At 71.6% G+C, this 21,596-nt stretch carries 22 protein-coding genes; 11 read left to right on the top strand and 11 right to left on the bottom strand.

What is annotated here, in order from left to right; all coding sequences use genetic code 11:
* Positions 1-189 precede the first annotated feature (189 nt).
* The gene (locus tag AB0M39_RS26100) at positions 190-1,548 is read right to left on the bottom strand and encodes an FAD-dependent oxidoreductase (protein WP_365368323.1); all 1,359 of its coding nucleotides are present in this window, start codon (positions 1,546-1,548) and stop codon (positions 190-192) included.
* 386 nt (positions 1,549-1,934) lie between these two features.
* Between AB0M39_RS26100 and AB0M39_RS26095 the strand changes: the two genes are divergently transcribed.
* Complete coding sequence (locus tag AB0M39_RS26095) at positions 1,935-3,485, top strand: alpha/beta hydrolase (RefSeq protein WP_365368322.1); 1,551 nt, start codon at positions 1,935-1,937, stop codon at positions 3,483-3,485.
* A gap of 66 nt (positions 3,486-3,551) precedes the next feature.
* Here AB0M39_RS26095 and AB0M39_RS26090 read toward each other — a convergent pair whose 3' ends face one another.
* Entirely contained in the window at positions 3,552-4,220 is a 669-nt protein-coding gene (locus tag AB0M39_RS26090; protein ID WP_365368321.1) for a DUF305 domain-containing protein, read from the bottom strand.
* 179 nt (positions 4,221-4,399) lie between these two features.
* On the opposite strand from AB0M39_RS26090, the gene AB0M39_RS26085 reads away from it, so the two are divergent.
* The gene (locus AB0M39_RS26085) at positions 4,400-5,911 is read left to right on the top strand and encodes a hypothetical protein (RefSeq protein WP_365368320.1); all 1,512 of its coding nucleotides are present in this window, start codon (positions 4,400-4,402) and stop codon (positions 5,909-5,911) included.
* On the opposite strand, the gene AB0M39_RS26080 is transcribed toward AB0M39_RS26085, so the two are convergent.
* The 6 genes from AB0M39_RS26080 to AB0M39_RS26055 all read right to left on the bottom strand — a co-directional run bounded on the left by AB0M39_RS26080 (position 5,887) and on the right by AB0M39_RS26055 (position 10,487).
* Positions 5,887-6,540 (bottom strand): helix-turn-helix domain-containing protein, encoded by a 654-nt coding sequence (locus AB0M39_RS26080; protein WP_365368319.1) that lies wholly within the window; start codon positions 6,538-6,540, stop codon positions 5,887-5,889. The two genes, AB0M39_RS26085 and AB0M39_RS26080, sit on opposite strands and share 25 nt — an antisense overlap.
* A 212-nt stretch (positions 6,541-6,752) precedes the next feature.
* A complete protein-coding gene (locus AB0M39_RS26075; RefSeq protein ID WP_365368318.1) occupies positions 6,753-7,448 on the bottom strand; it encodes an HAD-IA family hydrolase in 696 nt (231 codons plus the stop codon).
* A gap of 19 nt (positions 7,449-7,467) precedes the next feature.
* A complete protein-coding gene (locus AB0M39_RS26070) occupies positions 7,468-8,145 on the bottom strand; it encodes a phosphatase PAP2 family protein (protein WP_365368317.1) in 678 nt (225 codons plus the stop codon).
* 51 nt (positions 8,146-8,196) lie between these two features.
* Positions 8,197-9,132, bottom strand: coding sequence for a M56 family metallopeptidase (locus AB0M39_RS26065; RefSeq protein WP_365368316.1), 936 nt, complete (start codon positions 9,130-9,132; stop codon positions 8,197-8,199).
* Positions 9,133-9,228: 96 nt separating this feature from the next.
* Entirely contained in the window at positions 9,229-9,804 is a 576-nt protein-coding gene (locus AB0M39_RS26060) for a DUF5134 domain-containing protein (protein ID WP_365368315.1), read from the bottom strand.
* Between the two features lie 296 nt (positions 9,805-10,100).
* Positions 10,101-10,487, bottom strand: coding sequence for a VOC family protein (locus AB0M39_RS26055; protein ID WP_365368314.1), 387 nt, complete (start codon positions 10,485-10,487; stop codon positions 10,101-10,103).
* A gap of 86 nt (positions 10,488-10,573) precedes the next feature.
* On the opposite strand from AB0M39_RS26055, the gene AB0M39_RS26050 reads away from it, so the two are divergent.
* Positions 10,574-11,125, top strand: coding sequence for a GNAT family N-acetyltransferase (locus tag AB0M39_RS26050; RefSeq protein ID WP_365368313.1), 552 nt, complete (start codon positions 10,574-10,576; stop codon positions 11,123-11,125).
* A 58-nt stretch (positions 11,126-11,183) separates the two neighbouring features.
* Here AB0M39_RS26050 and AB0M39_RS26045 read toward each other — a convergent pair whose 3' ends face one another.
* On the bottom strand, positions 11,184-11,867 hold the full coding sequence (locus AB0M39_RS26045; RefSeq protein ID WP_365368312.1) for a glycerophosphodiester phosphodiesterase family protein: 684 nt from the start codon (positions 11,865-11,867) through the stop codon (positions 11,184-11,186).
* 576 nt (positions 11,868-12,443) lie between these two features.
* Between AB0M39_RS26045 and AB0M39_RS26040 the strand changes: the two genes are divergently transcribed.
* The 4 genes from AB0M39_RS26040 (at position 12,444) to AB0M39_RS26025 (ending at position 16,381) form a co-directional block, all read left to right on the top strand.
* The gene (locus tag AB0M39_RS26040) at positions 12,444-13,841 is read left to right on the top strand and encodes a DUF6421 family protein (protein WP_365368311.1); all 1,398 of its coding nucleotides are present in this window, start codon (positions 12,444-12,446) and stop codon (positions 13,839-13,841) included.
* Between the two features lie 26 nt (positions 13,842-13,867).
* Positions 13,868-14,623, top strand: coding sequence for an SDR family NAD(P)-dependent oxidoreductase (locus tag AB0M39_RS26035; protein WP_365368310.1), 756 nt, complete (start codon positions 13,868-13,870; stop codon positions 14,621-14,623).
* Positions 14,602-15,690, top strand: coding sequence for a low specificity L-threonine aldolase (locus AB0M39_RS26030; protein WP_365368309.1), 1,089 nt, complete (start codon positions 14,602-14,604; stop codon positions 15,688-15,690). Before AB0M39_RS26035 ends, AB0M39_RS26030 begins: the two co-directional genes overlap by 22 nt.
* 91 nt (positions 15,691-15,781) lie before the next feature.
* Entirely contained in the window at positions 15,782-16,381 is a 600-nt protein-coding gene (locus AB0M39_RS26025) for a transglutaminase family protein (protein WP_365368308.1), read from the top strand.
* Between the two features lie 426 nt (positions 16,382-16,807).
* Here the strand turns inward: AB0M39_RS26025 and AB0M39_RS26020 are convergent, their stop codons facing one another.
* Both AB0M39_RS26020 and AB0M39_RS26015 read right to left on the bottom strand, forming a co-directional pair.
* Positions 16,808-17,530 carry a lysophospholipid acyltransferase family protein gene (locus AB0M39_RS26020; protein WP_365368307.1) on the bottom strand — a complete coding sequence of 241 codons (723 nt, stop codon included), beginning with the start codon at positions 17,528-17,530 and terminating at the stop codon, positions 16,808-16,810.
* Between the two features lie 178 nt (positions 17,531-17,708).
* Positions 17,709-18,161, bottom strand: coding sequence for a DUF4395 domain-containing protein (locus tag AB0M39_RS26015; protein ID WP_365368337.1), 453 nt, complete (start codon positions 18,159-18,161; stop codon positions 17,709-17,711).
* Positions 18,162-18,389: 228 nt separating this feature from the next.
* Between AB0M39_RS26015 and AB0M39_RS26010 the strand changes: the two genes are divergently transcribed.
* The 4 genes from AB0M39_RS26010 to AB0M39_RS25995 all read left to right on the top strand — a co-directional run bounded on the left by AB0M39_RS26010 (position 18,390) and on the right by AB0M39_RS25995 (position 21,511).
* A complete protein-coding gene (locus tag AB0M39_RS26010; protein WP_365368306.1) occupies positions 18,390-18,803 on the top strand; it encodes a thioredoxin family protein in 414 nt (137 codons plus the stop codon).
* Between the two features lie 198 nt (positions 18,804-19,001).
* Positions 19,002-19,508: a flavin reductase family protein gene (locus AB0M39_RS26005; RefSeq protein WP_365368305.1), complete on the top strand. Its 507-nt coding sequence runs from the start codon at positions 19,002-19,004 to the stop codon at positions 19,506-19,508.
* Positions 19,509-19,708: 200 nt separating this feature from the next.
* The gene (locus AB0M39_RS26000) at positions 19,709-20,494 is read left to right on the top strand and encodes an electron transfer flavoprotein subunit beta/FixA family protein (RefSeq protein WP_365368304.1); all 786 of its coding nucleotides are present in this window, start codon (positions 19,709-19,711) and stop codon (positions 20,492-20,494) included.
* Between the two features lie 54 nt (positions 20,495-20,548).
* Positions 20,549-21,511 (top strand): electron transfer flavoprotein subunit alpha/FixB family protein, encoded by a 963-nt coding sequence (locus AB0M39_RS25995; protein WP_365368303.1) that lies wholly within the window; start codon positions 20,549-20,551, stop codon positions 21,509-21,511.
* The last annotated feature ends 85 nt before the right edge of the window (positions 21,512-21,596 follow it).

The raw sequence follows: 21,596 nt of genomic DNA, 5'->3' as shown, positions 1-21,596 counted from the left end.
GAGGGCAGAGGCCCACGCCGCCCTGGTGGCGGTCGCGCCGGTCGACCCAGCCGCGCCGGTCGCCGGACCCAGCCGCTGCGTCTCCCGGTCTCCTGCCCGCCGGCCCAGCCCCTCCTCCCTCGCCGCGGTGCCGCAGGCCCGCACTCCCCGCGGGTCAGCCGCGGACGGCCGACCGAGGAGCCTTGCGCCTCACCCGGCCCGCGAGGCGGCCAACAGGCCCTCCCAGTCCGGGATCTTGACGGACCGTCGGCCGAGCGTCGTGCCCAGGGCCGCCTCCGCCGACTCGATCGCCAGCCAGCCCGGCCATGTCACCGGTCGGCGCCCCGACTCCCGCAGCGCGGCCAGCGGATCGGCCGCGACCGGCCGCAGCGCGAGCGTCGCCGCGTCCTCGAGCAGCGATGCCACGGTCTCCTTGGCGCACGGCCGGTTGGTGCCGATCACGCCGGTCGGACCACGCTTGATCCACCCCGCCACGTACTCGCCGGGCGAGGGCACGCCGTCCCGCAGCACCCGGCCGCCCGCGTGCGGCACCGTCCCGCGCCGCGCGTCGAACGGCAGTCCGGCCAGCGGCGTCCCTCGGTAGCCCACCGCGCGCAGCACCAGCTGCGCCTCGACGTCCTCGTACGCGCCCGTGCCCCGTACGCCCCCCTCGCCGTCCGGGGCGGTGCGCTCGAACCGTACGCCCGCCACCCGCCCCTCTCGCTCCAGCAGCTCGGTCGGCCGGAGGAAGAACCGCAGGTGGATCCGCCGCTCCTTGCCCTGCGGCGGCTGGCGGGACCAGCCGCGCACAACCTCGAGATTGCGCCGGCTGACCGCGGGAAGAGCGGCCGCCGCGGTCGAGGCAGGGTCGGCGAACGCGGGGTCCAGGGACAGGTCGGCGAGCTCGACCAGTGCCTCCGCCGACGGCAGGGCGCCGAGCTCGCGCAGCTCCTTGGTGGTGAACTTGGCCTGTGCGGGGCCGCGCCTGCCCACCATGTGCACATCGCGCACCCGGCTCAGCGCGAGCGCGCCGAGCGCCGCCTGCGGGACGTCGGTGGGGCGCAGCTCGTCCGCGCCGCGCGCGAGGATCCGGGCGACGTCGACGGCCACGTTGCCGACGCCGATCACCACGGCCGAGCGGGCCCCGAGCGCGAAGCCGTTGGACGCGGCGTCGGGGTGCGCGCTGTACCAGGAGACGAAGTCGGTGGCCGAGCAGCTGCCCGGAAGGTCCTCGCCGGGCACGCCGAGCCTGCGGTCCTTGGCCGCTCCGACGCAGTAGACCACCGCGTGGTACAGCTCGAGCAGCCGCTCGGGGCCGAGGCCGGGCGAGCCCACCTCGACGTTGCCGACGAAGTCGATCCGCTCGTCCTCCAGGACGGCTCGGAGGTTGTTCTGGAGCGACTTGATCTTCTCGTGGTCGGGCGCCACTCCATAGCGCACGAGTCCGAATGGGCAGGGGAGACGGTCCAGCACATGCACCCGTACATCCGGCACAAGGCTCTGCTGGGCGAGAGCCTGCGCGGCGTAGACCCCACTGGGTCCCGATCCGATGACGGCGACGCGAAGCACAGCTGCGCTCCTTTCCCACAGGGGGATTCCAGCATCGCACCGGTGCGCCGGGAGGGGGAGGCACGACGCGGCCTCCAGCCGCACGAGCCTGCCGCCCAGGTCCGCGGCGCGGACGCGGCGGACGCGGATCTTGCGGGCAGGCGCCGCCGCCTGCCCGCCTCCCATGCGGTCTGGGTCCCTGGGACGTACCGCGTTCGGACGCGCAGCGGGTGCTGTCCCGATCGTCGGGTTGTTGAGTGAGGGGGAGACCGACAGGCCTCCGGCAATGGGGGCCGGACCAGGGGCCAGACCCATTGCCTGCGAAGGGACGCCTGATGCCGGGGTTCATATCGAGACGGCGAGGCAGAGCGGGGTGGTGCGTCGCGCTTCTGCTGCCCTGTGCGCTCTTGACCGCCGGCGCGGCCGCGCCGCAGACCGTTCGCGGCGGGGACGGCGGGGACGGCGGAGCGACGCTGGAGTGGCGGCCGTGCGAGGGCACGGAACAGCGGGGATCCGAGTGCGCCACGCTGAAGGTCCCGCTCGACTACGACCGTCCGGCGGGCCAGACCATCGATCTCGCCGTGATCCGGCGCAAGGCCACCAGCCCGTCCGAGAGGATCGGCTCGCTGTTCTTCAACCCGGGCGGACCCGGCGGCGCCGGCACCGACGCTCTGCCGGCCTGGTACGAACGGTTCTTCCCGGCCGAGCTGCGCAAGCGTTTCGACATCGTCAGCTGGGACCCACGCGGCGTGGGCCGCAGCACCGCGGTGCGCTGTTTCCGCGACGCCGAGGAAGCGACGGCCTTCTGGGCTCGGCAGCCCGCGGGATTCCCGGTGGGGGAGAGGGAGCGGCAGGTCTGGTTCGCCGGGCGGGCGGAGCTGGCCAAGGCCTGCGAGCAGCGCGCCGCGAAGCTGCTGCCGTACGTCTCCACCCCCTATAGCGCTCGTGATCTGGACCGGCTGCGCCAGGCGGTGGGGGACAGGCGACTGCGCTACTGGGGCCTCTCGTACGGCACGTTCCTCGGCGCCGTCTACGCCAATCTCTTCCCCGACAGGGTGGGCGGCCTGATCCTGGACGGAAACGTCGACCCTCGCAACTACGCGGACGGCGCCATGGACAGCGAGCCGCGGCAGACCACCTCGTTGCGGATGGGCTCGGATCTGGGCTCGGCCGACACGCTGGAGCAGTTCCTCACGCTGTGCGGTCGGGCCTCCACAGCCGGCTGCGCCTTCTCCGCGGGCAGCCCCGAGGCGACCCGCGCCAAGTTCGCCGACCTGATGCAGCGGCTCCGGCGAAGCCCCGTGGGCGAGTGGACCTACGCCAGGACCGTGGCGGACCTGCGCCAGGCGCTCTACTTCACCGACCCGGGGTGGCCCCACGGAGCCGAGACGCTCCAGCGACTGTGGCAGGGACGCGCTCCTGAGGCAGCCCCACCCCCGCCGCCCGGGAAGTATCCGGGGGCCGAGCAGGAGGCCGCAGTCGTCTGCTCCGAGAGTCCCAACCCCCGGGTGCTCAGCCGCTACGCCGAACTCGACGCGTTCGCCGCCGCGCGCGCGGGAGACCTCGGCCGCCGCTGGGTGTGGGACTACGAGTGGTGCGCGCAGTGGCCGGCCACAGCGGCCCAGCGCTACACCGGCCCGTGGAACACGCCGACCGCCCACCCGATTCTGGTCGTCAACCCCGTCTACGACACGGCGACTTCCTATCAGGCGGCCGAGGCCATGACCCGCGCACTGGCCGGCGCACGCCTGCTGACCCTCGACGGCTACGGTCACACCGCGCTGCTCAACCCCAGCACCTGCGTGAACGACTACGCCGTGCGCTACCTCACCACGGGCGCGCTGCCGCCCGTCGGCGCCGTCTGCCGGCAGGACGCCCCGCCCTTCGGCCCCGCCAAGCCGACCGGCGGCGTCGCCACGGGCGGCGGCGGACTCGTCGACGCCCAGGGCGCGCGCTGAGAGCCCGTGCTGGTCGCAGCCCTCACCGAGCCGCTGCGACCAGCACCCTCGCGGCGACCACGGCGCCTATAGCCTGCGCATCCGCTCGATCTCGCTCGTCTGCTGCGCGATCACATCGTTCGCCATCTCCTCGATCAGCACGTTGTTCCCGTCCGACAGCGCTTCCACCGCCATCGTGACCGCCCCCTGGTGGTGCGTGATCATCAGCTTCAGGAAGAGCTCGTCGAAGGCCGCGCCCTTCGCCTCCTTCAGCTGGGTCAGCTGCGCCTCCGTCGCCATGCCCGGCATCTGGCCGTGGCCGTGGTCGTGGCCGCCCTTCTGAGCCGCCTTGTCGCCGCCGTTCTTTTTCAGCCATCCCTCCATCGCGGCGATCTCCGGCTGCTGCGCGGCGGCGATACGCTCCGCCAGCCGCTTGAGCTGCGTCGATCCAGCACGCTCCGGTACCAGCGCGGTCATCGTCAGCGCCTGGCTATGGTGCTCGATCATCATTTGTGCGTAGCCGAAGTCAGCCGCGTTGGGGCTGTCGTCTGGAAGCGCCTTCGCCGCCTCGTCGGCGGAGAGCGTCTTCGCGGGCTCGCCGGGCTTCCCGGGCGCCACCACCGAAGGGCCTGCGTCGCTCTTGGCCTTGGCGGGAGCGTCGGAGCTCGACTCGCAGGCGCTCAGGGCCAGTAGGGCGGCGACGGCCGCCGCCGCCACGACGTTGGTGCGGACACGCGTGGTTCTCCTGCGGTTCAACGCGTTGACCTCCTGTGCCACTTGGGGTGTTCAGGGACCGTCCTAGCACGCTTGCGAACAGGGTTGCCCGGAGACTTTCATTACGTCTCTGTTGCCATCTATTGATATGGGCATGCTAGGGAAGATACTGCCGGGGTCCGTGAACCGTTCAACCGCGAACGGATACAAGGGAGGACGCAGTGACCCTGTTGCACCCCACCCGAGTGCGGCGCAGACGTCTGGGCGTGGCGGCAGCCGCGGCCGGGCTCCTCGCCACGCTGCTGGCGGCCGGACCCGCGGCCGCCACACCCGACCCCGGCGACTCGCCCGCTCGCGAGAAGATCTCCAGCGAGCAGGAGGCCCAGGTCAGGTCGGCCATCACGAGCGGTGAGATACCCGGCGTCGACGAGATCGTCCACAGCGACAACGTCGAGCATCTCGTCAACATCCCCAAGGACGCGCTGCCAGGCACCAACACGGACCTGGCCTTCCAGGGGAAGTACGCCTTCGCGGGCAACTACGACGGCTTCCGGATCCTCGACATCAGCAATCCGAAGGCCCCCCGCACGGTCTCCCAAGTCCTGTGTCCCGGAGGACAGAACGACATCTCCGTCTCCGGCGACCTGCTCTTCCTGTCCACCGACTCCTCGCGCAGCGACAACTCCTGCAACAGCGTCTCGCAGCCTGCCACGGAGAAGTCGTCGTGGGAGGGCATGAAGATCTTCGACATCAGCGACAAGCGCAACCCCCAGTACGTCGCCGCCGTCGAGACCGCGTGCGGATCGCACACGCACACCCTGGTGCCCGAGCGCCGCAACGTCTACGTGTACGTCTCCTCGTACTCGCCGAACGCCGCCTTCCCCGACTGCCAGCCGCCGCACGACGGAATCTCCGTCATCAAGGTGCCGCGCAAGGCGCCTGAGAAGTCCGCGATCGTGAACTTCCCGGTCCTCTTCCCGGGCGAAGGCCCCGACGGCGGCGGCAACCCGGGCGGGCCGACCAACCCGGGCGTCTCCAAGACCACCGGCTGCCACGACATCACGGTGCTCCCCTCCAAGGACCTGGCCGCCGGCGCCTGCATGGGCGACGGCATCCTGTTCGACATCAAGAACCCGGAGCGCCCGAAGGTCATCGAACGCGTCCAGGACAACGTCAACTTCGCGTTCTGGCACTCGGCCACCTTCAACCAGAAGGCGAACAAGGTCGTCTTCACCGACGAGCTCGGCGGCGGCGGCGCGGCCACCTGCAACGCCGAGATCGGCCCGAACCGCGGCGCCGACGGCATCTACGACATCGTCGGCAAGGGCGACCGGCGCAAGCTGGTCTTCCGCAGCTACTTCAAGATCGACCGGCACCAGGCCGCCGCCGAGGTCTGCGTCGCCCACAACGGCTCGATCATCCCGGTGAAGGGCCGCGACCTGATGGTCCAGGCCTGGTACCAGGGCGGAATCTCGGTCTGGGACTTCACCGACTCCGCCAAGCCGAAGGAGATCGGCTACTTCGAGCGCGGCCCGGTCACCCTCGACCAGGTCACCACCGCCGGCTCGTGGTCGGCGTACTACTACAACGGCTATGTCTACTCCAACGACATCGCCAAGGGCATGGACGTCCTGAAGATCAAGGACAGGCGCACCGACCCGGCGAAGCGCATCCGGATGGACGAGCTCAACGTCCAGACCCAGCCGGACTACTTCGACGACTTCGACGACTGACCGACCACGACCTGACGCGTTCCGCCGAGCGGCCTCTCGCCCGGCGGAACGCCCAGCTCCCAGTCCAGGCCGTACCGCTGGAACAGCTCGGCCCGCAGCCGCGCCTGCGGCATCGGCGCTCCGGGCAGCAGAATCGCGAAGACCGCGCCCATCAGCAGGGCCCGCAGCAGCGGATAGTCCGCGTCCACATCGCGCGACCCATAGCGCTCCACCGTGTCCCGCAGCAGGAACGCGAGCCGCTGCTGCTCCGGGCACTGCACGAACCCCTCGGCCTGAAGGACCCCCGACATATGGGTGCGCATCAGTCTGGGGCGGTCGACCGCGAGCCCGAGGATGGCGTCGATCGCCCGCGCCAGCCGCTCGCGCCCGTCGTCGGTGCGCGGCTCGCGCTCCAGCGCCGCCTCCAGCGTGCGGTGCATCAGCCGGTGCACGGCGGACTGGAGCAGCTGTCTCTTGCCCGGGAAGTAGTACGAGACGAGACCGCGCGCCGCGCCTGCCCGGTCGGCGATGTCGCCCAACGTCGTGGCCTCGTATCCACGCTCGCCGACGAGGTCCACCGTCGCCTGCAGAAGCCGCTCGCGCGAACGCCGACGAAGCTCTTCATTGACCGATGCGCTCCGCGGGGACATGCTTGACTCCTGCGTTGACTGGCTCTGAGCCAATATACTCAGCGCGTCCCGCCCCACGTCCCTCAGGGCCTGGTCAGCGGGGTTGCTGCCCGAACCGGGCGACGCGGGGGATCGTCCGGTTCGGGTGGCTTTGTCATGCTTTCAGTGTGCCTCTGTCCCGACTGATACCGGCCGGTTCTGACCGGACGGCGCCCGGGCGGCCCCTCCCGGCGTCAGCCGACGAGCCCCAGCACCGGCCGCAGTCCCGCCGGACGCTCGTCCGCCGGAAGATGGTCCACGAAGTGCACCGCGCACCCCAGATCCGCGGCCCCGCCGTCCGCCCTGCGGTCGTCGCCGACCATCAGCACCTCGCGCGGGTCCAGCTCCAGCTCCTCGCACGCCGCACGGAAGAGCCGCACATCGGGCTTCTGCACACTGTGCTCGTACGACAGGGCGTACGCGTCCACCAGCGGGTCCAGCCCGTGCTCGCGGAAGACCGGCCGCAGATCCCAGCCGATGTTGCTGACCACGGCCACCCGCACCCCCCGCTCGCGCAGCGCTCCCAGCACCTCCGCCGCGTCGGGGTAGGGGCGCCAGGCGGCCGGCGCCATATGGCGTTCGTACAGCGCGTCGTACAGCCCGTCGTCGGGCAGCGCCACCTGGCGGGCGAGGCCGGTGTACGCGGCCCGGTGCCGCTGGGCCGACTCGTCCCGGGTCGCCCACAGCTCGGCGAGGCGGGGCGGGATCCGCAGCGGACTCGAGCCGCCGGGCAAGGCTCCCGCGTCCGCCAACTCCGCCGCGTACCGCGTCCGTTCGGCCTCCGGCAGCGCGAGGCCCCGGGCGTCCAGGACGGCGCCGAGCCAGTCCCGGACCGACTCGACGCGAAAGAGCGTTCCGGAGAAGTCGAAGAGCACACCCTTGATCACCATGACCTCGATCCTCGCGGGCTCACAGCCGACGGGACAAGTGCAGGCGCGTGTAACCGGCGATGGAGAGAGCGACGACACACGCCCCCAGCAGCCAGCCGCCCACGACGTCCGACGGCCAGTGCACCCCCAGATAGAGCCGGGTGAACCCGACCCCGGCCACCGAGACGACCGCGACCGCCGCGCACGTCCACCACAGCGCCCCGCTCGCCCCGTGCCGCCGCAGCAGCCACAGCAGCAGCCCGCAGGTGACCGTCGCCGTCATGGCGTGGCCCGAGGGATAGGCCGCGTAGTGCGCCGAGTCGACCGGGTCCGGCCACTGGGGACGCTCCCGACCCACGGCCGCCTTCAGCCCCTGCTGCATCGCCGTGCCCAGCGCGCTCGTCGCCACGATCCACACCGCGAGCAGCCGCTCGCGCAGCACCCAGAGCCAGACGGCGGCCGCGGCGATCAGCAGGCGCATCGTCCAGGGATCCCACACCCAGTCGCTGAGCACGCGGTTCACCTCGGTCAGCCCGGGCTCGGCCACCGCCCACCGGTGCAGCGGGTCCGCGAGCGACTCGTCGGCCGACAGCAGCGGCGCCCAGGAGATCGCGACCAGGATCAGCAGCACGAGCGAGAGCACGGCGAACAGCGCGCCCGTACGAGCGGACGCTGCGGGAGAGGGAGCGGACGGCGGCGTCGGGTGGGGGGAGTGCATGGGGAGATCCTGGCCTGTGACCAGGCGCGAGTGCCAACCGGGCAGGCCGGGCTAGCCCAGAGCGCGCAGCCCCGGAACGAACGCCACCGCCAGCGGCACGACCGGCACGAGCGCGGCGGCGGCGGTCAGCCGCAGCCGGCGGCCCGCCGTCAGCCGGGGAACGGGGGTCAGCAGCCGGTTCACCCGCCGCGGCAGTTCGGCGTCGGGCGTGGGGCACGGACCGAACACCCCGCGGTCCTCGTTGAGTTCGACCAGGGCGAGCGCGATGGTGAGCCGCCCGAAGCGCCTCGACGCCACGTCGTCGGCGGCCAGCTCGACCAGCCGGTGCATCTGGTCGCGGAACGCCGCGAACACCGGCACCTGCGGAAAGCCGTTGGCGAGCGCGGCGGAGCAGTGCAGCAGCCAGTCGTGGCGCGCGTTGGCGTGCCCCTGCTCGTGCGCCAGCACCGCGTCGAGCTGGCGGCCCTTGAGCCGGCGCAACGCGGCTGTGGTGACGACCAGTTGGGGCGTGGCGCCCGGCAGCCACCAGGCGTCGGGGCGCTCGCCCTCCAGGACGACCAGCGGCTCGCCGCCCGGCTCCTCGCCCGGCAGCAGCGGGGAGCGCACCAGCAGCTCGCCGCGCCGCTTCCTGCGCCGGGCCTGGGCGCGGTAGACCTCCCGGGTGAGCATCGCCCCGGTCCACAGGCCGCCGCACGCCAGGACCACCGCGAGGACGGCCGACCACGGCTCGTGCGGGCCGAGGGCGTACGCGTCCACCACGGCGGTCGGCGCGGGCGCGAAGACATGCCCTCGTACGAGCTGCCAGGCGGCCGCCGCGCTGAACGTCATCGACAGGGCGAAGCACAGCAGGACCCCGGCGACCACGCACTGCCACACCCACAGCGCCACCACCGGCTCGCGCTCCGGCCAGTCCGCCCGCGCCAGCAGCCGCGGCGCCGAGACGGCGGTCAGGGCGCCGAGCAGAAGCAGGGCGAGGGAGACTGGCATGGCCCTCAGCCTATGAGCGCGGGACTGGCCGGGGGTATGGCCTGACACGCCAAGTGACGCACGACACGGAGGCGACGAGGCTCACATGAGAGCGAGTCAGAGTGTGAGCAGCATGGCCAACATCGCGATGCCCATGGAGAGTCTGCAGGCCAGGGTCAGCTCGGGGCGCGAGCCTCCGACGAGGGCAGGCGTCGCGGCGCCTGCCGCGGACGACGCGGACGGTACAGGGGAGGGGGACGGCACGGGTATCAGCCGGACCCCGGAACGCAGCACGTACGCCGTGTAGTAGACGAGCAGCGCGCCGGTGAGCAGGGGCCGGCCGGCGGACGCGTGCCCCGCGTGCCCGCCGCCGGTCGCCATGGCGAGCGCCATGTAGACCATCGCGAGCGAGCCGACGAGATGGTGCAGATGGTGGGCGCTGCGCAAGGCCGGCCACAGGGCGCGCAGCGCTGCCGCGCCGAAGACGACGGCGTACACCGCCCAGCTCCACCGCGGCGGGGCGAGCACGGCGGCGGGCACCGCCATCGCGGCCATTCCGAAGCCCATCAGCGCCTCGCCCCCGGCCGCTCCCCGCGCTCGCCCGGAGCACTCGCGCATCCGCACCAGGCAGTAGGCCCCGGTCGAGCCGCACAGCGCCACCAGCAGCCAGCCGGACGTCGTCGGTCCGTGCACGGCGCACCTCCCCCTTCGACGGAGTCGAGGGGTCGATGCCCTGCCGCCTCGGCTCGTACGCGAGCGCACAGGAGTGCGAGGGGAGCGCGGACGCGGAATCGGCCCGGACTCCAGCCCTCCGCCAGCCGTCGTCGAGCGACGGACGAGCGAGGGACGAAACGACGGGCTGGCACGACGGCCGAGACGAGCGACGAACGAAAGGGCGCCGACCGAGAGAAGCGGCGGCCCAGCGCAGCCCAGCGCGAGGCCCGGACGGCCCGGACTGCGGCGGGAGAGACACCGCCGGCCGCATCTGCCTAGGGGCGGTACCGCAGCGGATGGTCCGCCGGGACCTCGACGACCGCGATGCGGTGGCCGTCCGGGTCGCTGATCCACATCTCGATCAGCCCCCAGGGCTCCTTCACCGGCGGCCGCAGCACCTCGGCGCCCCGCTCGGTCAGCTCCTCGTGCGCCGCCGCCACGTCGTCGACCTGGATCCACAGCTTGAGAGTCGGCCCGGGCGACCCCTGAGACCGGCCGGACACCTCGAGGTATCCGCCGCCCAGGAAGTAGACCGTTCCTCTGTCGGGCCCGGCCCCGAACTCCCGGTAGACGGGCAGGCCGAGCGTATGACCGTAGAACCGCCGCGACCGCTCGGGGTCGGCCGGGCGCAACAGGATCCGGCTGCTGAGCACGTGCACCATGCCCTGGACCCTAGGCCCAGGGGCGGCGTTAGTCTCGTCGGACGCACAGCCGCACGAGGGCTGAGACAGAGATCGGAGAGCCGTACATGGACACCGCACCGCCCCGTGACGCCGCACCGCTCAGCTACCGCGACGCCGTTGAGGCGGACGTCCAGGCGCTGGTCCCGCTGATCGACTCGGCGTACCGCGGCGACGCGAGCCGGACCGGCTGGACCACCGAGGCGGACCTGCTCGAGGGCCAGCGGACCGACCCCGAGGGCGTGCTCGCGGTGATCGCCGCTCCGGGCAGCCGACTGCTCCTCGTGGAGCAGGGCGGCGAGACGGTCGCCTGCTGCCAGCTCGAACACCGCGGCGAGGCCGCCTACTTCGGGATGTTCGCGGTCCGTCCCGAACTCCAGGGCGCGGGACTCGGCCGGCAGATCATCGCCGAGGCGGAGCGCCGTGCGCGCGAGACCTGGGGCGTGCGGGAGATGCACATGACGGTGATCTCGGTCCGCGACGAGCTGATCGCCTGGTACGAGCGGCGCGGCTACCGCCGTACGGGAAAGCTGTCCCCCTTCCCGTACGGCGACGAGCGCTTCGGCGTTCCGCAGCGCGCCGATCTCGCCTTCGAGCTGCTGGTCAAGGAGCTCGACTAGCCGAGGCCGGGCTCCGGGCCGCCAACCCCGACCGGAGCCCGGAGCAGCCCCCGTCGCGCTAGGCCGTGAAGCGGCCGGTGCGCCGGATCTCGGGGAAGTCGGTGGTCGCGCCGTCGAGCTCGAAGGCGCGCACCAGCCGCAGATGCTCCTGTGTGTTGACCACCCACCCGATGACGTTCAGCCGCTCGCCGTGCGCCCGCTCCACGGTCTCCAGCGTCAGCCTGCGGATGTTCAGCGCGAGCGCGGCGGCGCCCACCGCCTTCGCCCGGTCCACGATGTCGGCGCCCCACCGGCTGGCGATCAGCGCCGTGCGCACGCCGGGCACCAGCGAGGAGATCTCGGCGATGGCGTCGTCGTGGAACGACGACACCTCCACGCGGTGCACCAGATCCCGGCGCCGCATCACCTCGGCGAGCGCCCGCGCCGCCGCCACGTCCTTGATCTCCGCCTGGAGCGGGCACCGCACGGCGTCGAGGACCTCGTCGAAGACCGGCACCCGCTCGCCGTCGCCCGCGTCGAGCTCCCGCAGCTCCGCGAGGGTCTTGTCGGCGATGGGCCCCTTTCCGTCGGTCGTGCGGTCCACTTCCGCGTCGTGCATGACGACGAGGACGCCGTCCTTGCTCAGATGCAGATCCAGTTCGACGGCGTCCATGCCGCACTGCTCGGCGCGGACGAAGGAGCGCAGGGTGTTCTCCGGCTCGACGCCCATGACCCCGCGATGACCGATGGTGAGGAAAGTCAAGACTCTCTCGCTTTCGTCGACGGCGGCTCCCGCGCGGCGCACCTGGGGCCCGCGCGGCAAGCACGCAGCCTAACGGCCCGTGTGCACGAGGGAACCCGTCGTGCGCGGGGGAGTGGAGGCGTCCGCTCTGTCTCCCGCCGTGCCCGAGACGGAGCGGGCGACGACGGCTGCGACAAGGACGGCAGGGTGCTCACGCGGGCGTCGGCGCCGGAGAGGAGAGGGGTGTGGGGAACGTCTCGTTCCGCCGCCGGCGGGCTCCGGGCGCGAGCCGCGTCACCCGCGCGTGGGCGCGTCGTCTCGGCCTTGACGGGAGCCGCGCCGGCCTCGCCGCGAAGGGGCGAGACGCCCGTGCGCCCCAGTGCGCACGGGCCTGCGGCCCCTCGGCGCGATCTTGTGGCCTATCTGAGGCGATACCGGGAAGGATTGACAGATGCGATCGCCAAGACCCTCGCAAACAGAAAAAACTCCGGCGATCATGGGGGTGAGGCAGGATAATTTCCCAAGAGGCCACTTGTGTAGGAGAACTACGGACGGATACGGTCTCTTGACGCGAGTTTCTCCCGTGGAGGAAGTGACATGACGGAAATTCTTGTGCAGGACGTTGCCGCAAGGGGCATACGCGACAGCGAGCGGGTGATCGAGCACCCGGCATGGCCGACGCTCAAGAATGCCGTCGAGCAGATCCGGCCCTGGCAGTCGAAGGACGGCTCGATCGACTTCGACGCCGAGGGCGCGCCCACGCGCGTCGCCGTCGAGGCTGCCGTCGACCGGGTCATCGACGCCGTCGAGGAGCTCTCCCCGCTGCTTCCGCACGACGCGGACTACCACCGTGCGCTCGTCGCCGACCTGCACAAGTGGGCTGACTCCGCTTTCGACGTGCCCGACTTCCTGGACTCGCTGCTCGCCTTCCAGCCGGCGGCGAACCGCCAGGACGGCCTCCAGCACCTGGTCGTCTTCCCGATGTACACGCAGAACGGCAACCCCGACCGCAACCTCGAAGCGGTCGTGCTGCGCATGGTCTGGCCCGAGTGGCTCTCCGAGCTGGAGCGCACGCGCTACGACAACCCCCTCTTCTGCGGCATCGCCTTCGAGGACTTCACCGCCGGCTACGACACCCACTCCGCGGTGCTCTTCCCGGAGACCATCGCCGTCCGCGAGGCCCCCGAGCGCTTCAGCTGGGGCGGCATCTTCTGCGACCGCGAGGCCGCCCGCTTCCGCCGCGTCACCGAGGAGTCCGTGCGCATCCTCGGCCTCGAGCTGCCCGAGGACATCAAGGAGATGGTCGGCGACCAGAAGCGCGTCGAAGCGGCCTTCGTGCTGTGGGACATGGTCCACGACCGCACCCACAGCCACGGCGACCTGCCGTTCGACCCCTTCATGATCAAGCAGCGCCAGCCGTTCTGGATGTACGGCCTGGAGGAGCTGCGCTGCGACCTCACCGCCTTCAAGGAGGCCGTGAAGCTGGAGGCCGAGGGCAACCAGCACGGCCGCGACGTGCAGTACGCCGTGCTCTTCGACCGGATGTTCCGCTTCCCGGTCTCCGGCGACCGCGTCCGCAACTACGACGGCCTCGGCGGTCAGCTGCTCTTCGCCTACCTCCACAAGCACGACGTGCTGCGCTGGACCGACAACACCCTGAAGATCGACTGGGACCGCGCGCCGCAGGTCACCAACCAGCTCTGCGGCGAGATCGAGAAGCTCTACCGCGACGGCATCGACCGCCCCAAGCTGGTTCACTGGTTCAAGGCGTACGAACTCGTCTCCACCTACCTGGCGCCCCACCCCGGCTCCACGTGGGCCAAGGGTCCGGACGCCCTCGACCTGACTCTGCCGCCGCGCAAACTGGTGGACGACGTGCTTCCGGACGAGTTTCCGCTCAGCATGTTCTTCGAGGCGCTCTCCAAGAAGCTCAAGAGCGTGATCGCCTCCACCAAGGGGATCACCGCGGCGAGTGCCGAGCAGGTCGCCGCGTGAGTATTCGTACGGAGGAGGCGACGACAATGGACACGAACGGCAACGGGGCGCTCGATGGCGCCGTGATCGCGGTGGCCGGGGCGGCGGGCCCCGCGGGCCGCGCCACCCTGCTGCGCTTGGCCGAGGCCGGCGCGACCGTCGTCGCCTCGGACGCGGATCCGGTACGGCTCGCCGAGGCGGTCGACGCCGCCCGGTACGCACACGGCGGCGCCACCGTCACCGGGGACACCGTCGACCTCCTGGACCTCGCGGCCGCCCGTGAGTGGGCGGACAAGACCGAGAAGGAGTTCGGACGGGTCGACGGCCTGATTCACCTCGTCGGCGGCTGGCGCGGCAGCGCCTCCTTCGCCGAGACCGACCTCGCCGACTGGAACCTGCTCGAGAAGCTGCTGATCCGCACGGTCCAGCACACCTCGCTCGCCTTCCAGGACGTGCTCCAGCGCAGCGACCGCGGTCGCTTCCTGCTGATCAGCGCGGCCGGCGCCAGCCAGCCCACCGCGGGCAACGCCGCGTACGCCGCCTCCAAGGCCGCGGCCGAGGCGTGGACGCTGGCGCTCGCCGACGCCTTCCGCAAGGCGGGGGGCGAGGAAGGGCTGACGTCCGCGGCTGCGATCCTGGTGGTCAAGGCACTCGTGCACGACGCCATGCGCGCCGAGCGCCCGAACGCCAAGTTCGCGGGCTTCACCGACGTCAAGGACCTGGCAGACGCCATCGCCGGGGTCTGGGACCAGCCCGCCCAGGAAGTGAATGGACAGCGCCTGTGGCTGACCCCCAAGCCGTGATACCTCCCAAGACCGACGCCCGTAGGCACCACGACCCCTCCGTACGGGGCTTCGCCAGCGACAACTACGCCGGCGCGCACCCCGAGGTGCTGGCCGCGCTCGCCCTCGCCAACGACGGCCATCAGGTCGCCTATGGCGAGGACCAGTACACCGAGCACCTCCAGCGGGTCATGCACAGCCACTTCGGGTCGTCGGCGGAGGCCTTCCCGGTCTTCAACGGCACCGGCGCCAATGTGACCGCCCTCCAGGCGCTCACCGACCGCTGGGGCGCGGTGGTCTGCGCCGAGAGCGCGCACATCAACGTGGACGAGGGCGGCGCGCCGGAGCGGATGGGCGGCCTGAAGCTGCTCACCGTGGCGACCCCGGACGGCAAGCTGACGCCCGAGCTCATCGACCGGCAGGCCTGGGGCTGGGAGGACGAGCACCGGGCGATGCCCCAGGTCGTGTCGATCACTCAGAACACCGAGCTGGGCACGGTCTACACGCCCGCGGAGATCCGCGCGATCTGCGAGCACGCCCATGAGCTGGGCATGAAGGTCCACCTCGACGGGGCCCGGATCTCCAACGCCGCCGCCTCGCTCGACGTGCCCATGCGGACCTTCACCAACGCCGTGGGCGTCGACCTGCTGACGTTCGGCGGCACGAAGAACGGCATGCTCTTCGGCGAGGCGATCGTCGTCCTCAACCAGGACGCCGTCAGCCATATGAAGCATCTGCGCAAGATGTCGATGCAGCTCGCGTCCAAGATGCGTTTCGTGTCGGTGCAGTTGGAGGCGCTGCTGGCGCGCGACCTGTGGCTGCGCAACGCCCGGCACGCCAACAGCATGGCCCAGCGGCTCGCCGACGGCGTGCGCGCGGTCGACGGCGTGGAGATCCTCCACCCCGTCCAGGCCAACGCGGTCTTCGCGCGTCTGCCGCACGAGGTGACGCGCCGTCTGCAGGAGCGCTTCCGCTTCTACTTCTGGGACGAGGTGGCGGGGGACGTCCGCTGGATGTGCTCCTTCGACACCACGGAGGACGACGTCGACGCGTTCCTCCAGGCGCTCAAGGAAGAGATGGCCAGGTAGAGAGCTCTATAGGGCCCTGGGGCTGTATAGGCATGCGGCCGATCGGAAATCAATTGATCTCCGGTCGGCCGCTTCTCTATGGTGGTCGGCCATGGAGCTGATCCAGCAGGAGCCCGAACTCTCCGCCTACCTCGCCGCGGACGACGTCGTCGACCATGACCACCGGCTGGTACGGGAGACCGCGGCCCGTCTCCATGCCGAGAGCGTCGATGTATACGCATACGCCAGAGCCGCGTACGAGTACGTCCGCGACACGATCCCGCACTCCTTCGACGCCGGCGATCCGCGCGTCGTCTGGCGCGCGTCCGACGTGCTCCGGCAGCGCACCGGGATCTGCTACGCCAAGTCCCATGCCCTGGCCGCGCTGCTGCGCGCCCAGGGAGTGCCGGCGGCTCTCTGCTACCAGCGGCTGACCGACGACGACGGGTCGAACCCCGTCGTCCACGGCCTCGTCGCGCTCCGGCTGCCCGGCGGCGACGGCTGGCACAGGCAGGACCCGCGGGGCAACACGGCGGACCTGGACGCGCAGTTCTCGCTGGACGGGGAGCGGCTGGCGTACGTTGTGCGTCCGGAGCTGGGGGAGGCGGACTACCCCGTGCTCTACGCGCGGCCGCATGCCCACGCCCTGCGCGCGCTGCGCGTGGCACACGACCCCGAGGCGCTGCGCAGGGCGCTGCCCACGATGCTCTGACGGCGCGGAGCGCGCGGCCCTGGGCGGGCGGCTGGGCGGTGCTTGCAGCAGGGCCGGGCCCGAACGGGGCCCGTGCTCGTACCCGGGCCACGCTTGCAGGCGGGCGCTGCCCGCGAAGCTCTGACGGCGCGGGCGCGGGGCCCTGGGCGGGCGGCTGGGCGGTGCTTGCAGCAGGGCCGGGCCCGAACGGGCCCTTGCTCGCGGGCCGTGCTCGTACCCGGGCCACGCCCGCAGGCGGGCCCTGCCCACGGACGCTCTGAGGGCGCGGGCGCGTGGGGGCCCTGTGCCGGGCGGCTGGGCGGCGCCTGCCGCCGGGCCGTGCTCGTGCCCCGAGCCGTGCTCGTACTCCGGGCCGTGCTCGTACCCGGGCCGGGCCCGCGCTGGCGCCCGTGTCCGGCGTGACGTTTCGGCTGGTCCGCGCGGACCTCAGCCCGCTTCGCGTACCTCGGCCGGGCTCGGGGCCGTGCCGCCGAGGTGGGCCGGCACCCACCAGGTGTCGTTCTCGTCCTTGGGGCGTACGGGGTAGGCGCGCTGCGCGGCCTCCAGCAGCTCCTGGACGCGCTCGCGCAGCCGCCGGGTGATGGCGCCCGCGTACTGGTCGGCCGGGGCCTCCACAGGCGCGCCGACGCGGATCGTCACCGGGATGTGGCTGCGCTTGAAGTTGCGCGGACGGCCCTTGGTCCATACGCGCTGGGTGCCCCACAGCGCCATGGGGATCAGCGGGACGCCGGCCTCCTGGGCGAGTCGGGCGGCGCCCGACTTGAAGGACTTGAGCGTGAACGACTGCGAGATGGTGGCCTCGGGGAAGACGCCGATGATCTCGCCGGCGCGCAGCGACTCCAGGGCGTGCGCGTAGGCCGTCTCGCCCTGCTTGCGGTCCACCGGGATGTGCTTCATGCCGCGCATCAGCGGACCGGAGATCTTGTGCCGGAAGACCGACTCCTTCGCCATGAAGCGCACCAGGCGCTTCTGCGGAAGGGCAGCGAGTCCGGTGAAGATGAAGTCCAGGTAGCTGATGTGGTTGCTGACCAGCACGGCGCCGCCCGAGCGTGGGATGTTCTCCGAACCCTGAGTGTCGATCTTCAGGTCAAGCGCCTTGAACATGGTGAGAGCGGCGCCGATGACCGGCCGATAGACGAGCTCTGCCATCAGGAGAGGGCCCTTCTGTTGTGCCCGGGGAGGGTTCTCCCGGCGGAAGTTACGCAGCCGTAGGTTTTCGGCATTGGGCCGATCGTGCCCCATGGACGGCGTGCTGACCAGTCCTGGCGCCCTCCGCGGGCGAGATTCTTGTCACTCTGTGGCTGTTCTTGGGAGCGCTCCGTCGCGCTCAGGGCCGGACCCCGGCCTTGGCGCGGCCCGCCGTCGCACGGCGGAAGAGCAGAAACAGCTCACAGCCCAGGCAGTACCCGAAGACGGCGTTGAGAAACGCCGCCGCCAGTGCGCAGCCGGTCGCCGTCATGCCCAGCCACGTCGGCCCCCAGGCATAGCCCGCGAGGCCGATCAGGGCGAAGGCGAGTCCGATGCCCTGGGCGAAGCGCGGGGGAGCCGGCGACTCGAACTCGGCGGGCGGTCCGATCCTGGGCCGTACGGCGGTACGGAAGAGCCAGCCGTACGGAGAGCGCGGCACGCCGGCCGCCGCGCCGACGGCGAAGCAGAGCGCCTGCCAGGCCAGCAGCGCCGTGCTGCCCGTGACGAGCGCGGCGGCCAGCACGACCGCGGTGAGCCCGGCGCCGAAGCGCGGTCCTCTCGCGTCGATGTCCCTCGGGTCGACGTCCCTCACGTCGGCGTCTCTCACGTCGGTGTCCGTCACGTCGATGTCCTTCGCGACGGCGTCCGAAGCGTCGGTGTCCGCCACTGCGCTGCCCCTCTCACGTGCCCTGCGGACGCCTGGCGCGTCCGAGTCGCTGCTGATGGTCCTGGGTGGCCAGGCCACGCGGCCAGCATCTCGCACCGAGGCCGCCCCCAGGCCCCGGGAATCTTTGCGGTCCTGTGAACGCTGCACCCGGGGATGACAGGACTACTGGTGTGCGCAGGGGTGCTCGCGGCGGCGAGCGCCTTCGGGCTGTGGCAGCGGCGATCCGGCGGGAGGCTGAAGGTGCGGGGCAGGGACACGGCCAGAAGGATCGGCGCGGCCGAGCTCGGGGCGGAACTGGGGGAGCGGGCCACGCTCGTGCAGTTCTCCAGCGCCTTCTGCCAGCCCTGCCGGGCCACCCGGCGCACGCTCGCAGACGTCGCGTCCATGGTCGACGGCGTCGCGCATGTGGAGATCGACGCCGAGGAACGGCTGGCGCTGGTGCGGGAGCTGGGCATCCTCAAGACGCCGACCGTGCTCATCCTCGACGCGGGCGGCCGGATCGTCACCAGAGCCGCGGGCCAGCCCCGCAAGGCGGACGTCATCGCCGCGCTCGGACAGGCCGTATGAGCCCGGGTGACGCGTATCGCACATGCTGGACCGCACTTGACTGCGCCCGCCATGCATCGTCACGCTGGCGCTGTGCCTTCAGAACTCCTTCTCTACGGGCGGGCTCATGTCGACTTCGCCCGTAACGCGAGCGCGCGCTGTCGGGCTGTCTGAGCAGCCACGGTCGCCCTGTTCGCATCCATGCAGAAGGACAACTCCATGACGGCTTCGCCCGACGTCGCCACTCCTCAGCTGGCCTCCCCCGACCTTCTCCGCTCCGTCTTCAGGCAGCACGCCGCAGGCGTCGCCGTCATCACGGCCCAGGGCGAGCGCCCGGTGGGATTCACCGCCACCTCCCTCAACTCGGTCGCCGCCGACCCGCCGTTGATCTCCTTCGGCGTGGGCACGGGCTCCTCCAGCTGGCCGATCGTCTCCCGGGCCGAGCACATCGGCGTGCACATACTCGGCGAGCACCAGCAGGAGCTGGCCGCCACCTTCGCCCGCAGCGGCGCCGACCGCTTCGCACCGCCCACGCTCTGGCGCGACGGGCCCGAGGGCGTGCCGATCCTGGACGGCGTGCTGGCCTGGCTGGTGTGCCGTGTCGTCGCCCGCGTGCCGGCCGGAGACCACCGCATCGTGGTCGCCGAGGCCGTCGTCGGCGACCCCGCCGGAGCGGGCCGTCCGCTCCTGTACCACCAGGGGCGCTTCAACGCCCTGAGAGACTGAGAGTTCCCGGAGCGCGCCGATTACGGAGCGTTGGCAAGGTCACAGTGCAAAGCGCTTGCTTACTGGGAATCAGCTAGGTGTACTGACGAGTAATATTCTGGTCGGAGCGCGGCCCGCCCCGACCGGGATCCGCCCCTTCAGACGCCTATGCTGCGTGCACAAGGCAGTCCAGCTAGAGACGATGCAGTAGGAGAGCCGGCGTGAGCTTGAGGATCGTTGTCTGTGTGAAGTATGTGCCCGACGCCACCGGCGACCGGCACTTCGCCGATGACCTGACCGTCGACCGCGACGACGTCGACGGCCTGCTGTCGGAGCTCGACGAGTACGCCGTCGAGCAGGCGCTGCAGATCGCCGACGAGGCGGACGACGCGGAGATCACCGTGTTGACCGTCGGCCCCGAGGACGCCAAGGACGCGCTGCGCAAGGCGCTGTCCATGGGCGCCGACAAGGCCGTTCACGTCGAGGACGACGATCTGCACGGCACCGACGTCATGGGCACCTCGCTGGTGCTCGCCAAGGCCATCGAGAAGACCGGCTACGACCTGGTCATCGCCGGCATGGCCTCGACGGACGGCACCATGGGCGTGCTGCCGGCGATCCTCGCCGAGCGCCTGGGCGTTCCGCAGGTCACGCTGCTCTCCGAGGTCAAGGTCGAGGACGGCGTCGTCAAGGGCCGTCGTGACGGCGACACCGCGAGCGAGCAGCTCGAGGCGTCCCTGCCGGCCGTCGTGTCCGTGACGGACCAGTCGGGCGAGGCCCGCTACCCGTCCTTCAAGGGCATCATGGCCGCCAAGAAGAAGCCGGTGGAGTCCCTGGACCTGGAGGACCTCGAGATCGACGCCGACGAGGTCGGCCTCGAGGGCTCCTGGACCAAGGTCGACTCGGCGGCCGAGCGTCCCGCTCGTACCGCCGGCACGATCGTCAAGGACGAGGGCGAGGGCGGCAAGCAGCTCGCGGAGTTCCTCGCGAGCCAGAAGTTCATCTAAGGCTTCGGCCCCCACTGCCCCCTCACACTTCGCAAGCAGGAGAGAAGAAGTCCCATGGCTGAAGTTCTCGTCTACGTCGACCACGTGGACGGTGCCGTCCGCAAGCCCACCCTGGAGCTGCTGACCCTGGCCCGCCGCATCGGCGAGCCCGTCGCCGTCGCCCTCGGCGCCGGCGCCGAGGCCACCGCTCCCGCGCTCGCCGAGCACGGCGCGGTCAAGGTCCTCACCGCCGACGCGCCCGAGTTCGCCGAGTACCTCGTCGTACCGAAGGTGGACGCGCTGCAGGCCGCGTACGAGGCGGTGTCCCCGGCCGCCGTGCTCGTCCCGTCCTCCGCCGAGGGCAAGGAGATCGCGGCCCGTCTCGCGGTCCGCATCGGCTCCGGCATCATCACCGACGCCGTCGACCTCGAGGCCGGCGACGAGGGCCCGGTGGCCACGCAGTCCGCGTTCGCCGCCTCCTTCACCACCAAGTCCCGTGTCTCCAAGGGCACCCCGGTCATCACGGTCAAGCCGAACTCGGCCGCCGTGGAGGCCGCCCCGGCCGCGGGCGCGGTCGAGGCCCTGTCCGTCTCGTTCTCCGAGCAGGCCACCGGCACCAAGGTCGTCGCGCGCACCCCGCGCGAGTCGACCGGCCGCCCCGAGCTGACCGAGGCCGCGATCGTGGTCTCCGGCGGCCGCGGCGTCAACGGCGCCGAGAACTTCGCGATCATCGAGGCGCTGGCGGACTCGCTCGGCGCGGCCGTCGGCGCGTCCCGCGCCGCCGTCGACGCCGGCTGGTACCCGCACTCCAACCAGGTCGGCCAGACCGGCAAGTCGGTCTCCCCGCAGCTGTACATCGCGTCCGGCATCTCCGGCGCGATCCAGCACCGGGCCGGCATGCAGACCTCGAAGACCATCGTGGCCGTCAACAAGGACGCCGAGGCCCCGATCTTCGACCTGGTCGACTACGGCGTGGTCGGCGACCTCTTCGAGGTCGTCCCGCAGCTGACCGAAGAGGTCACCGCCCGCAAGGGCTGACCTGCACCTTCGCTGGACCCGGGGCCGGGGGGGGGGGGGTGGCCCCCGGGCCCCCCCCCCGGGGGGGGGGCCCCGAAGAGAGCGG

The sequence above is a fragment of the Streptomyces sp. NPDC051907 genome (assembly GCF_040681075.1).
Classification (GTDB): Bacteria; Actinomycetota; Actinomycetes; order Streptomycetales; family Streptomycetaceae; genus Streptomyces.
Note: the sequence above shows the minus strand (reverse complement) of the source record. Positions and strands in the feature narration are given on the sequence as shown.

Excerpts from the sequence above, each read along its gene's own strand:
- AB0M39_RS26065 (WP_365368316.1), bottom strand. The coding sequence starts at position 9,132 with ATGCCAGTCTCCCTCGCCCTGCTTCTGCTCGGCGCCCTGACCGCCGTC.
- AB0M39_RS26020 (WP_365368307.1), bottom strand. The coding sequence starts at position 17,530 with ATGGCAGAGCTCGTCTATCGGCCGGTCATCGGCGCCGCTCTCACCATG.
- AB0M39_RS26040 (WP_365368311.1), top strand. The coding sequence starts at position 12,444 with ATGACGGAAATTCTTGTGCAGGACGTTGCCGCAAGGGGCATACGCGAC.
- AB0M39_RS26050 (WP_365368313.1), top strand. The coding sequence starts at position 10,574 with ATGGACACCGCACCGCCCCGTGACGCCGCACCGCTCAGCTACCGCGAC.
- AB0M39_RS26035 (WP_365368310.1), top strand. The coding sequence starts at position 13,868 with ATGGACACGAACGGCAACGGGGCGCTCGATGGCGCCGTGATCGCGGTG.
- AB0M39_RS26010 (WP_365368306.1), top strand. The coding sequence starts at position 18,390 with ATGACAGGACTACTGGTGTGCGCAGGGGTGCTCGCGGCGGCGAGCGCC.
- AB0M39_RS26055 (WP_365368314.1), bottom strand. The coding sequence starts at position 10,487 with ATGGTGCACGTGCTCAGCAGCCGGATCCTGTTGCGCCCGGCCGACCCC.
- AB0M39_RS26080 (WP_365368319.1), bottom strand. The coding sequence starts at position 6,540 with ATGTCCCCGCGGAGCGCATCGGTCAATGAAGAGCTTCGTCGGCGTTCG.
- AB0M39_RS25995 (WP_365368303.1), top strand. The coding sequence starts at position 20,549 with ATGGCTGAAGTTCTCGTCTACGTCGACCACGTGGACGGTGCCGTCCGC.
- AB0M39_RS26070 (WP_365368317.1), bottom strand. The coding sequence starts at position 8,145 with ATGCACTCCCCCCACCCGACGCCGCCGTCCGCTCCCTCTCCCGCAGCG.
- AB0M39_RS26075 (WP_365368318.1), bottom strand. The coding sequence starts at position 7,448 with ATGGTGATCAAGGGTGTGCTCTTCGACTTCTCCGGAACGCTCTTTCGC.
- AB0M39_RS26005 (WP_365368305.1), top strand. The coding sequence starts at position 19,002 with ATGACGGCTTCGCCCGACGTCGCCACTCCTCAGCTGGCCTCCCCCGAC.
- AB0M39_RS26025 (WP_365368308.1), top strand. The coding sequence starts at position 15,782 with ATGGAGCTGATCCAGCAGGAGCCCGAACTCTCCGCCTACCTCGCCGCG.